At 34.9% G+C, this 11,813-nt stretch carries 11 protein-coding genes; 5 read left to right on the top strand and 6 right to left on the bottom strand.

Annotation, left to right across the window (positions count from 1 at the left end; genetic code table 11):
- Positions 1-61: 61 nt before the first annotated feature.
- The 5 genes from MKS83_RS18690 (at position 62) to MKS83_RS18670 (ending at position 3,364) form a co-directional block, all read left to right on the top strand.
- Positions 62-721 (top strand): hypothetical protein, encoded by a 660-nt coding sequence (locus tag MKS83_RS18690; RefSeq protein WP_240580861.1) that lies wholly within the window; start codon positions 62-64, stop codon positions 719-721.
- Between the two features lie 36 nt (positions 722-757).
- On the top strand, positions 758-1,318 hold the full coding sequence (locus tag MKS83_RS18685; RefSeq protein ID WP_240580860.1) for a YdeI/OmpD-associated family protein: 561 nt from the start codon (positions 758-760) through the stop codon (positions 1,316-1,318).
- Positions 1,315-2,034: a hypothetical protein gene (locus tag MKS83_RS18680; RefSeq protein WP_240580859.1), complete on the top strand. Its 720-nt coding sequence runs from the start codon at positions 1,315-1,317 to the stop codon at positions 2,032-2,034. The genes MKS83_RS18685 and MKS83_RS18680 overlap by 4 nt, the downstream gene beginning before the upstream one ends.
- A gap of 87 nt (positions 2,035-2,121) precedes the next feature.
- Positions 2,122-2,520: an immunity 22 family protein gene (locus MKS83_RS18675; RefSeq protein WP_240580858.1), complete on the top strand. Its 399-nt coding sequence runs from the start codon at positions 2,122-2,124 to the stop codon at positions 2,518-2,520.
- A 22-nt stretch (positions 2,521-2,542) separates the two neighbouring features.
- Positions 2,543-3,364 carry a GLPGLI family protein gene (locus MKS83_RS18670; RefSeq protein ID WP_240580857.1) on the top strand — a complete coding sequence of 274 codons (822 nt, stop codon included), beginning with the start codon at positions 2,543-2,545 and terminating at the stop codon, positions 3,362-3,364.
- Positions 3,365-3,444: 80 nt separating this feature from the next.
- Here the strand turns inward: MKS83_RS18670 and polA are convergent, their stop codons facing one another.
- The 6 genes from polA to MKS83_RS18640 form a co-directional block, all read right to left on the bottom strand.
- Entirely contained in the window at positions 3,445-6,285 is a 2,841-nt protein-coding gene (gene polA, locus MKS83_RS18665; protein ID WP_240583206.1) for a DNA polymerase I, read from the bottom strand.
- A gap of 293 nt (positions 6,286-6,578) precedes the next feature.
- On the bottom strand, positions 6,579-7,691 hold the full coding sequence (locus MKS83_RS18660; RefSeq protein ID WP_240580856.1) for a hypothetical protein: 1,113 nt from the start codon (positions 7,689-7,691) through the stop codon (positions 6,579-6,581).
- On the bottom strand, positions 7,688-8,011 hold the full coding sequence (locus tag MKS83_RS18655) for a hypothetical protein (protein WP_240580855.1): 324 nt from the start codon (positions 8,009-8,011) through the stop codon (positions 7,688-7,690). Before MKS83_RS18655 ends, MKS83_RS18660 begins: the two co-directional genes overlap by 4 nt.
- An 8-nt stretch (positions 8,012-8,019) precedes the next feature.
- Complete coding sequence (locus MKS83_RS18650; protein ID WP_240580854.1) at positions 8,020-8,472, bottom strand: hypothetical protein; 453 nt, start codon at positions 8,470-8,472, stop codon at positions 8,020-8,022.
- A 2-nt stretch (positions 8,473-8,474) separates the two neighbouring features.
- Positions 8,475-9,548: a PAAR domain-containing protein gene (locus tag MKS83_RS18645; RefSeq protein WP_240580853.1), complete on the bottom strand. Its 1,074-nt coding sequence runs from the start codon at positions 9,546-9,548 to the stop codon at positions 8,475-8,477.
- A gap of 2 nt (positions 9,549-9,550) precedes the next feature.
- Positions 9,551-11,704 carry a type VI secretion system Vgr family protein gene (locus MKS83_RS18640; RefSeq protein WP_410678913.1) on the bottom strand — a complete coding sequence of 718 codons (2,154 nt, stop codon included), beginning with the start codon at positions 11,702-11,704 and terminating at the stop codon, positions 9,551-9,553.
- Positions 11,705-11,813 lie beyond the last annotated feature (109 nt).

The following is an 11,813-nucleotide window of genomic DNA, read 5'->3' as shown; positions in this document are numbered from 1 at the left end:
CATCGCTTACATAAATGTTTTAAATTTGAACAAGTCACCCTATTAAATATTAAGATTAAATATGAGTAATATTCCTAAAATAAAGAAAGTTTATCAAGATCAAAACTCCGAAGCATGGAACAAGCTATGTGATTATATTGATATTGTAGAAAAGGAAGGAATAGAAGAATTTGAACCAAGAAAATCATTAGGAAATGAGTTATTTTCTAAAATTCAAACCTTACCAAAATCAATTTCGAAACTTAAAAACGTTAAAGCACTTGATTTATATGGAAGTAATCTCACACAAATTCCCCCTGAAATTGGAGAGATGGAATCACTGAGGACATTCACTCCATATACTTCGTATCAACTTCATTGGTATCCATACGAAATTATTAATTGTAAAGCAATAAATGATAGTACAGTGAGCACAAGAGCACTTTACGGAAATTATAAAACCAAATTAAAATTCCCAGACCTGACTTTAGAAGCTGTAAAATATTTTGACACAGATATTGTCAAATGCAGCATCTGTAAAAAGGAAATGAATTATTCAGAAACCGATCAATATTGGATTTCTTTGGTTATTGCAACAGATTTACTTCCCCTATTGGTTAATACCTGTTCTGAAGTTTGTAAAGGCAAGATTATAACTTCTCATCCTCACTATTCTCATCTCCAGCATCCACCTCATAAAGGAGGAAATAACAGTACTGTTTCATCAATCTTCAAATTTTAAAATGCTAAAGAAACTTAGAACGTATAATCCATAAAAATGTCAGCAACATTCTTCCCCACACCACAGGATTTCCGAAACTGGCTGGAAAAAAATCATCAAAACGAAAAGGAGCTTCTCGTCGGGTTCTACAAGGTCGCAACAAAAAAACCTTCCATGACCTGGTCCGAATCTGTAGATCAGGCATTATGCTTTGGATGGATTGACGGTGTGAGAAAATCCATTGATGAGGAAAGCTACAGCATCCGTTTCACGCCCCGAAAACCTACAAGCATTTGGAGTGCTATCAATATTAAAAAAATTGAAGACCTTACAAAAGCCGGATTAATGACTCCGCAAGGGTTGAAAGCTTTTGAATTGCGAAAACCCGAAAGATCCGCCATTTATTCTCACGAAAAAGAATTGGCAAGTCTCTACCCCGACTATGAAAAACAATTTAAAGCCAATAAAAAGGCATGGGAATTTTTCAATAATCAAGCACCGTCATATCAAAAAGTGATGTTGCATTGGATTACGAGTGCTAAACAGGAGAAAACAAGGTTATCGAGATTGGAGAAGGCGATCAGGGAAAGTGAATTGGGAAAAAGAGTTTTATTATGAATCGTATTTTAATAATTTTCATCCTATCATTTCTTACATCTTGTACAAAACAAGAAAATATTTCTTTTCATCAGCTGGAAGTTGGAAAAGTAAAGTTTGAATATCCTTCTGATTGGAAACTGACAAAAATGAAGGGGATTGATTCTTACATTTCTTATCTTTCAAAAGATGAGGATACTATTTTCATGGAGTATGGAATGTATAACCCCCAATTATATAAAGAGCCACTACGAAATAATCGTTTTAAGCAAATGACAGTCGACGGAATCGAAACTGTTTTTGAAACTTCCTCAAGCAACTATGGTGGGTTTGCTTCAATTTATATTCCCAAAATAGATTCAACCGATGGATTTTATATGGTCAATAAAAATGGAAATATTGAAGAGGTTTTAAATATTTATAAAACAATCAAATTAAAACATTCCCAGCGAAAATCACCATTAAAAATTAATATACAAAAGTTTTCCAACACAAAATCTCCACCTGGAATTGTTTTGTATGAAAATAACTGCTTAAGCTGTCATTCTGAATTTCGATATGAAATAGGTCCTTCACTAGATCCAAAATTCATTCAATCCAAAGGAAAATTTTGGCTCAAAAATTATCTTTACTCGAAGAAAAAAACTTTAGAATATAATATTGAATGTTCTCAAATCCAAAAAAAAGATTCTGCAATCGCAAATGAATTGCTTACATATTTATTTCAACCCCTTTAAATGATCAAATTCTTAAATGAGCACAAAGATTACTTTGCTTACCATATTTATTATTATACCTTTGTTTTTAAAGTAAAGTTTACATAGATGAATACAGAAGTACTAGATTTTTGGGTAGGAAATTTCAATAGCGAGGACGATTTTTACAATTTCGTTGAAGAGGATGAAAACTTTTATCTGGAAGAGGATTCTGATGACATTTTCGTTTCAAAGTTTGCAGAATCCCAAAACACCATCTGGTTTGATCAGGATTTAATAGAATACGGTTTCGATGATTCTAATATGGGGCTTTTTGAAAAATTTGCAGACTTCTCTTTTGCAGAAGAATGGCTTCCAATATTGGTTCAAAAAATCAATGAAATGAATCTTAAGTTTGACATCAATGCTTTAGTCTTTGTAAGCCAGGGACAAATTCCTAAGCCAACATCCATAGAAAACGATTATTTTTCTTTGACCTATCTTGGCGGAATAGAATTCGAGTATTAATCACAGCACCAAAATAGCATATATGAAAAAAACGTTAGCAGTATTTCTTTTACTGCTCTTTACCACTGTATTTTCTCAAACTAAAAGATTTATTTATGAATTGGGAATAGTTCTCGATGGTAAGGAGAAAAAAATGAATATGGTTCTAGACATTGATAAGGATTTTGTAAAATTCTACGATTACAGATTTCTTGAAATGGATTCTATCAGTAAGAAAACCGGACAAACCTGGCAAGCCAATACATTGAGCGATCAGTTAATTCTCCGAAAAGCCAATTCATTCGATAACCAGTCTTTCCATGACAATATGTACGATTATTTTGTCATCAATTCTACCGATAAAATAACCTGGAAAATCGGTACTGAAACAAAAAAAACGGATCAATACACTCTGCAGAAAGCGACAACAGATTTTGGAGGAAGAGAATGGACGGCATGGTTTTCCACAGAAATTCCTTTTCAGGAAGGACCTTATAAGTTTAAAGGATTACCCGGACTTATCTTTGAGCTTTCGGATGGAAATAATGATTTTAGGTATAAACTTATAAAAAACATCAATATTCCGGAAACGTATTCTACGCTTGACTTCCTAGAAACTCATTATGGCAATAAGCCTATTCCAGTAAGCCTTAAACAATACCATAAGGTAAAACTTGACTATTACGCTGATCCTGTAAAAGAAATGAGTAACAGCTTAAAAAGTGGCGGAACTGTCATTATTTCAGGAGAAAAGATAACGACTCAAGATCAGCTTGATCAAAAAAAGAAACATCTTCAAAATATGATCAGGCAATATTATAATCCTATAGAAAAAGATAAGGCAATTCCTTATCCTACGACATAGTATTGATATTGATTAACCCTTTCCAATAAAAAATCCCTGAATGAATAATTTCAGGGATTTTTATATGTTTTTAAAATAAATTAATGCGCTTCCAGCCAGTTATTCCCTACTCCAATTTCCACCAATAAAGGAACCTGTGTTTCTATGGCACTTTCCATTTCCATTTTAATGATATTGGTAGCGACTTCAATTTCTTCAATTGGCGCTTCAAATACCAATTCGTCATGCACTTGAAGCAACATCTTGGTCTGTAGTTTTTCTTTTTCCAGCTCTTTCTGAATTTTGATCATCGCCATTTTCACCACATCTGCTGCACTTCCCTGAACCGGAGCATTCACAGCATTTCTTTCCGCATGACCACGAACAACAAAATTATTGGAATTAATATCCTTTAAATGGCGCTTTCTTCCTAAAATAGTCTCTACATAGCCTCTTTCCCTGGCTTTGCTTACCTGTTCAGCCATATATTGTTTCAGCTTCGGATAGGTCTCGAAATAAGCTTCGATCATCTGTTTGGCTTCCGTTCTGGATAAGCCGGTCTGTTCAGCCAGTGCAAAAGCACCCTGCCCGTAAATGATTCCAAAGTTTACTGTTTTTGCCTGGCTTCTCTGCGTCTTTGAAACTTCTTCCAACGGAATTTTAAATAATTTTGCCGCTGTAGAAGCGTGAATATCTTCACCATTCTGAAACGCTTTGATCATATTATCTTCTCCTGAAATTTCCGCAATCAAACGTAATTCAATCTGTGAATAATCGGCAGAAATAATCTTTTTCCCTTCACCTGAAACAAAGGCTCCACGAATTTGCTGTCCTCTTAATGTCCGGATCGGAATGTTCTGCAAATTCGGATTTACACTCGCCAAACGACCTGTTGCCGCTGTAGTCTGTGAAAAATTAGTATGAACGCGGTTATCCGTTTTTTCAATCTGTGACGGCAATGCATCCACATAAGTCGATTTTAATTTCTGATACGTTCTGTACTCCAGAATATGCTTGATAATTTCATGTTTCGAAGCCAGTTTCTGAAGAACATCCTCCGACGTTGCATACTGACCTGTTTTTGTTTTTTTGGCTTTCGGATCAAGCTGCATTTTCTCAAATAAAATGTCTCCCAGCTGTCTCGGTGAATTCATATTAAATTCTTCTCCGGAAAGTTCAAATATTTTTGATTCCAATTGTTTTAAATCATTCTCCAAATCAATACTTTCCTGAGCCAGCCATTTTTCATCCAGAGAGATCCCCGCCAGTTCCATTTTTGCCAACACTTCCATGAGCGGCATTTCTATACTGAAGAATAAATCTTCTAGATTTTCTTTTTTTAATTGAGGCGCAAACAATTCGTACAGTTGGAAAGTTATATCTGCATCTTCCGCTGCGTAATCGGTCTGAGTTCTTAAATCTGCATCTCTGAAATTACCCTGATTCTTCCCTTTTTTACCAATAATGGTTTCTATGGAAACCGGTTTATAATTCAGATATACTTCCGAAAGATAATCCATCCCGTGTCTTCCGTCCGGGTTTAAAAGATAATGGGCAATCATGGTATCGAACATTGCTCCTTTTACGGTAATATTGTACTGTTTAAGGATTTTATAATCGAATTTTAAATTGTGGGCTACTTTTAACAAATCTTCTTTTTCGAAGAAAGGCCTGAAAATTTCCAACGTCTGTAAAACTTCTCCCTGATCTTCCGACAAAGGGATGTAATATGCCAACCCTTTTTTATAGGAGAAGCTCATTCCCACCAATTCAGCTTCCAATTCATTTAAAGATGTAGTTTCGGTATCAAAACATACCACTTGCTGTTTTAATAAATTATCAACTAAAATCTTTTGCGCTTTGGGATTATCCACAAACTGATAAAGATGATCATTTTGCTCAATCGTTGATTTTGTGGAAGTCGCCTGTTCCAATTCTTCATACGTGGCAAATAAGTCTAACTGCCCTACTGCCTGTGCTACTTTTTGTTGCGGAGTAGTTTCCGTTACCGTTACTTCAACCTCAGCAACAACAGTCGTTGTAACCGTTGCAGGAGCAAAAGCACGGTAAAGGTTTTCGTATAGTCTCCTGAATTCTATTTCGTCGAAAACTTCTTTTACTTTTTCAAAATCAGGAGTTTCAAGATCATACTGTTCCTGATGAAACTCGATAGGGGCATCACAAATAATGGTTGCCAATTTTTTTGATAAAATTCCGCGTTCTGCTGATGCTTCTACTTTTTCTTTTAGTTTTCCTTTTAATTGGTCTGTATTGGCCAACAGATTTTCAATGCTTCCGAATTCTTTCAGGAATTTCATGGCCGTTTTTTCACCAACCCCTTCCAGCCCCGGAATATTATCTACGGCATCTCCCATCATGGCCAGGAAATCAATCACCTGCTTCGGGTCTTCGATTTCATATTTTGCCTTGACTTCTTCTACGCCTAAGATTTCAATATCTCCTCCTTTTAAGCCCGGCTTATAAATTTTAATTTTATCGGTAACCAATTGTGCAAAATCTTTATCCGGGGTCACCATAAAAGTGGTATATCCTTCTTTTTCCGCTTTGCAGGCAATGGTCCCGATAACATCATCTGCTTCGTATCCTTCCACTCCCAGAATAGGAATGTGCATAGCTTCCAAAATTTTATGGATATAAGGAACGGCAATCTTAATAGCTTCAGGAGTTTCACTTCGGTTGGCTTTATATTCAGAAAAATCGTCTGTTCTCACACTTGCCTGCCCCACATCAAAAACCACTGCCAAGTGAGTCGGTTTCTCTCTTCGAATAAGCTCTATCAAGGAGTTTGTAAAACCAAAAATGGCAGAAGTATCCAGCCCTTTGCTTGTAAGTCTCGGATTTCTGATCAATGCATAATATCCTCTAAAAATCATTGCATAAGCATCGATGAGAAATAACCTTTTATCCTGAGTTGCGTCCATATTTTCCATAAAGAACAAAGATAAGAAAAAAGTGTTTTTGCTTTACGTCCTCACAATAAAAGAACCCTAATTTAACAACTAAAAAAGACCTCAAAAGAAGTCTTTTTAATTTTTTAGGCAGAGCTTTGAAGTTAACAGAGGATCTTTTTATTTGGTATTTTTCTGTAGCTGTCATAAAAGTGTAAGTAGTATAACTATAGTTTTGCCTTGTATCCATTTAAGAGTTCAAATACACTTCATATTCTTTAGTATTATTAGTAGTAATTTCTGTGCGCCGCTTTTGCAATACAGAATTATGAGTAACGAACTTCAAATTTTAAATTATTAAAAGAATTGATCATAATTTGAATACAACGCTTATTAACTTCCCAGTAATTATTCTGTAAATTAGGTTTTGGCCCAATACTTTCAAAATAATACCATCCTTTCGAAGTTTTTATAACAGCGATAGTTACATTTGCATGAAAGCTTTCTATATCGGAATCTAAAGTTCCGGCAATATTATATAATGTATTGATATAAGGATTTTGAATATCTTTTATTTCTACAATTTCTACAGGTGTAAGTAAAAGCTTCAAATCATCAATAATTTTAAAGCGATCTAATTGAGTATTAATTAGAGTTTCTGCATTTTCAAATTCATCTGTTTTATAGAAAAAACAATTGATAACTCCTTTGTTTTTCCCATCAATAGTATGTTCAAAAACATAATTTGAAAAAGAGTTATCTGTATTTGTGTTATACTTCGCCTCCCAGGAGTGGGGTACAAAAAATTTTATAGGTTCAACAAATTCATCCATAAATGGCGTTAATAATTCTGCCATTTGCCAGTCTGATTTATGTATCAGATCCCAATTTGTTACAATCTGAAACATAGTAAGACTTAAAGCCTCGTAACTATCCTCTTCACAAGTAGCTTTAATACAAAAATAGTTTGCACCACCTTTTCTATTATTGTAATCTTTTAAAACAGTATATCTTGAAATTATATTAGTTCCTGCCACATTTTTTTTACAAAGAACATCAATATAATTTCCTGTACTTTTTCCTTTAATAATCCTTTCTGCAATAATTTCTTCTCCCATTATGGCAAGTTTCTTTTTTAGCCAGTCAGAAGCATTCATTTCATAGTTATCATGCTCATAAGCCACCTGAACTTCAAGATATGGGCTATTATCCTCTCTTACATATTGTCCTATATTTATTAAAGAAAGCTCACTAATGTTAATAGGTTCAAGTTTGTTAGGTTTTACATTTTGAGGTAATATTACCCAATAATGAAGATTTTCTTCACCTGTTGTATAGAGGCATCTCCAAAAGTTTTTCTGAAGATATTCTTTAGTATAAGTTTGCTCTACAGGAAAACTATAATCTTTATTTCCTTTGGTTATTTCATTCTTCATCATATATCAGATAAGGTTAATGTTAATACTGTTGCTAAAGCTAAAATACCAAAAAAAACAAAAATAAATATATTAATAATTGGAGAGAGCCTGATAAGTAAAACATAAGGGTTTTCATTCTGCATCCCAGTTTTCATGGCTTTCGAAATGATTCTGTCAAAAAAATAAGAAATTCCGAAAGAAGTCCATAAATATCCAAAAATAATAATCATTGGGAGTTGTATTTTTATGAGCAAAGCGTAATCTTTCCATATAAATACAGAAGATACAGCCAATATTGAAAGTATAAAAAAAATAATGGCAACGATTAATTTCAATTTCATTTAAAATATTATTTATATGAGCCTATCCAAATTCCATAATAAGGAAGGCACTGACCTAAAGTGAAAAAAATAATTTTTATTGCTATCAATATTTTGGACTTGTTTTCAATAACAGCTTTTATTGGGTTACGTCCTATATTAGCCTGATTATTTGTTTGATGGAACCCAATAAGAAAATTAATTAAGCTTTCAACAAATAAAAGAATAAACAGATTTAAAAAAAACAAGCATAAAAATGATAAAAATAAAGCTTTAAGAACTTTATCAATAACATTATAATCAATTGTAACAATCTTTGACACTCCAAAAACAATGGCCGGACTAATAATAAATAATAAAATAGTCAATATTATTCCTGCTCCATAAAAGATTATTAATCGCTTCTTTTCAATCATTGCTGAAGCTTTAAACATTAAAAAGAATGATAATACAATAAAAAAAATCAAAAATATTATTTTCATAATTAACCAATATATACTGTGGGACAACCTGTTAATATAGTACCTTCCACGACAGGTGGAAAGAAATAATCCTTAATAGCATTATAAGCATTTACAAATGGTTTTGCGCTTAAAGTTACTTCAAGATCAGCCTTGATACCAATAAGCGCAGCTATTTTACCTCCAACATTTGCACTTATTTCATAATCATCGGTATCAAGATAAAAACCCGCCTTTCCCCCTAGAGCTCCAGAACCACCCATAAGTCCAACTTTTACTTTTGATTTCGCGATTCCAAAAAAATCTGACTGTCCTTCGTAATCGGCTTTTGCAGCACCTAAGTCTCCTGATAATTCACCTTGAAAACCGTATCTGTTATCTGATCCTCCCGTTAAAACTTTTGCTTCAGCCTTTCCTTCAATATATGCTATATCTCCCTTTACTTCATGTTTTTGATAATAAATACCTTCTTTACCAAGGTGGCCTTCAGCATTTCCGGACATCATAGAAGCCTTACCTTCTCCTTCAGCGCCATACATTCCATTACTGCCATAAATCCCTCCTTTTAGTTCACCTTTATATTTGGAAAACCCTGCACTTCCGCCTACTCCACCTTTTCCTTTACCTAGCGGCTCATAATCTCCCTTTACACTCATTTCGAATACAGTAGCTCCTAATGTACCATAATCATAAGTTCCATCTTTAGTTTTATCTTCTCTATTAGCATAAACTTCAAAAGCTTTTATAGACAGATTATCTTCAAGTTTATTATCTATAGTTCCATCACTGTTAAGTTTATCATTAGGGATAATACTCCAAAAATGGTTATCCGCAGGGGCTCCTACAGGTCCAGCGGGAGGAGGTTGTGGTGGCGTACCACAACTCGTCTTATCGCCCATTCTTGCAGCCGGTATTCCATTGATAAATACCGAAGTGGATCCTTCTATAATACTTGAAACACCGTGAGAAGGACAAGTAACCGGGTCTCCTTTTCTTGCAGCAGGTTTTCCTCCGATTAATACGTTAAAACTTCCAGCCGTTATTGGTCCGGTATGAGCAGCCTGATCCACAAGTGCCCGAGCAGCCATTTTCCCCATGTCTAACTATTTATTTTGGTTACAGCCGCTTTCAATTCTGCAACAAAGCTACCTAATAGCTGTAAAGTCATTCCGGTAACTTTTGTGAGCATACCACCTCCTATTTCTGCATTATTGGATGCTTTAAATGTTGAATCTTTAGAGCTTATATCAAAAGTATCAGTACTTTCCATCTTAACATTTTTCCCATTCAAAGTTATGGTGCCATCAGCCGACATTTTCAAAATGCTTTTCCCTATTGTAATTGTTAAGCTGTTTTTCCCGTCTAAAGTAATATTTCCAGCACTATCCATCTCTAATAAACATTGTGCTGGAGAATCTTTTTTAGCACCTACATTTATTGTACTTTTACTTCCTGCATTTACTGTATGACTGGTGTTTGCATTGGTGACCGCATTTCCAGCCCCATCAAATTTCATATTTACTCCCCCTTGATCTGTAAGATATACAGAACCAGTTCCATCATTGAGTTCCAATTTATTTCCACTACGGGTACTAAAGCTTTTAATATTATTTCCGATGCCTCCTCCCGCACCTACACGACCATGAAACATTCCTCCCATCACAAATGGGCGATCGGGATGCTGATGAACAAAGTTCACAATAACCTGATCTCCTACTTCGGGAACAGACATAAACCCGCGGTTTTTATTTACTTTATCGCTGCTTCCTGCATCAGGAGACATCACACGTATAAACTCGGTGGTATCCGATCCTCTCTGCCAGTCAAACTGCACTTTTACTCTTCCTTGGCTTAACGGATCTGTATTGGAAATCACTTTTGCAAACTGTGGTTCTGCTTTAGGAAACTCAAATTCAGGACGCGGAATAAATCCTGTATCTGCAGCAATAGCTTCGAAATGTCCGTCATAATAACCTCTTGCATCCACTTCATGAATAACATTTGTAATCATCAGTTTGGTAAAGTATGAGGTATCATTGGTATCTGTTTTACGCATCTCAATATCTGCAATACATCCCGGATATAGAAACGGAACAGTCGTAGTTCCCATCGTAACAAAAACTTCTGATGCCTTGCTTCCTGCTGTTCCTCTCTGTGATGCATCAATATCCATAAAAGATACGGCTTTGATGGGAGCCACTCTTAATGAAGGTGTCTGAAAAGTTTTTTCAGAGATTTCATAAGCACGTTTTGCAATGTCAGAAGTATGCTGAATAGTAGACTTTCCGGTGGTAAGCTTTTCGTTCTTGCTGCTGTTATATCCATAAAAAGTAGGATTAACATGCTGTGCTTTCATTTTAATTTTAACGTCATTTACACTGCTTCCGTAAGTAAGTTTCACAGGTTTTTCCTGAGGAGGAAGCTTTCCGAAATGTAGTACTTCTCCATCATAAAAGAACTGTTCTCCATACGCTTCAGCTATTCTCGCTAAATAATTATAATGTGTCTCTTCATATTGAGAGCTGTAGGGAACATTTCCATATTTGGAATCTACCCTGTAATCATATTTATTTTGTCCGAGACCTTCTTTGATAACCTGATCGGCAATACTGTTGAGACTTACTTCCTGAGCACCACCAAAACTTTGAATATTCGGGGCTACATCTAAAAGAATGGTAGGACTATACCCCGTAAGAACAATATCTCCAAGGCTTCCTCTCTCCTGACTGAATCCTACTTCGGTAATAACTCCGACAAAGGTGCGCTCAGGGCCTTCTATGACATCTTTATATTTGAAAACAACCGTAATTCTTTTGCCCAAAAAATTTTGAGTTTCCTCCAGATTATGGTTCTCTGCGCTTCCTAAGGTATCGTAAGATAAGGTAAGCGAAAACTCATGGTGCTTAACTGCGCTTTGAGTTAATTTAAAATGCTTGAAATGCTGTATCTCCTTTCCTTCTATCACAATATCAAGTTTCACTACACGGTTAATCCCTAAGATCTCGCTTGTCGGAATAGCGGCTGCATTGTGGATTTTAGAAGTAGGTTGTTGAGCCCAAACCTTTTGATCATTCATCGACGAAAAACCTGGATTAGAGGCCTGATTCATTATAGTTTTGGCACTCATTTTCGAATCAATTTTTTCCACTACATTGTCTTTGGCTTTCTGTAAATTCTTTTCAGCTCCATCCAAAAATTTCTCCTGCTTTACAACATTATGTTGTGCTTTAGCTGTTTTACTATCTTGAAACATAATACTTTGTGTTTTATTTGATTATTTTTTGAATTCTATTCCTATCTGATTTTCCAAAGCACATATCACAAATAGCAATGAATTGGATCGTTAAAAGATGATAAATATT

This window comes from Chryseobacterium sp. Y16C (assembly GCF_022488405.1).
Taxonomy (GTDB): Bacteria; Bacteroidota; Bacteroidia; order Flavobacteriales; family Weeksellaceae; genus Chryseobacterium; species Chryseobacterium geocarposphaerae.
Note: the sequence above shows the minus strand (reverse complement) of the source record. Positions and strands in the feature narration are given on the sequence as shown.

Excerpts from the sequence above, each read along its gene's own strand:
- MKS83_RS18645 (WP_240580853.1), bottom strand. The coding sequence starts at position 9,548 with ATGGGGAAAATGGCTGCTCGGGCACTTGTGGATCAGGCTGCTCATACC.
- MKS83_RS18685 (WP_240580860.1), top strand. The coding sequence starts at position 758 with ATGTCAGCAACATTCTTCCCCACACCACAGGATTTCCGAAACTGGCTG.
- MKS83_RS18690 (WP_240580861.1), top strand. The coding sequence starts at position 62 with ATGAGTAATATTCCTAAAATAAAGAAAGTTTATCAAGATCAAAACTCC.
- polA (WP_240583206.1), bottom strand. The coding sequence starts at position 6,285 with ATGGACGCAACTCAGGATAAAAGGTTATTTCTCATCGATGCTTATGCA.
- MKS83_RS18655 (WP_240580855.1), bottom strand. The coding sequence starts at position 8,011 with ATGAAATTGAAATTAATCGTTGCCATTATTTTTTTTATACTTTCAATA.
- MKS83_RS18670 (WP_240580857.1), top strand. The coding sequence starts at position 2,543 with ATGAAAAAAACGTTAGCAGTATTTCTTTTACTGCTCTTTACCACTGTA.
- MKS83_RS18675 (WP_240580858.1), top strand. The coding sequence starts at position 2,122 with ATGAATACAGAAGTACTAGATTTTTGGGTAGGAAATTTCAATAGCGAG.
- MKS83_RS18660 (WP_240580856.1), bottom strand. The coding sequence starts at position 7,691 with ATGATGAAGAATGAAATAACCAAAGGAAATAAAGATTATAGTTTTCCT.
- MKS83_RS18640 (WP_410678913.1), bottom strand. The coding sequence starts at position 11,704 with ATGTTTCAAGATAGTAAAACAGCTAAAGCACAACATAATGTTGTAAAG.
- MKS83_RS18650 (WP_240580854.1), bottom strand. The coding sequence starts at position 8,472 with ATGAAAATAATATTTTTGATTTTTTTTATTGTATTATCATTCTTTTTA.
- MKS83_RS18680 (WP_240580859.1), top strand. The coding sequence starts at position 1,315 with ATGAATCGTATTTTAATAATTTTCATCCTATCATTTCTTACATCTTGT.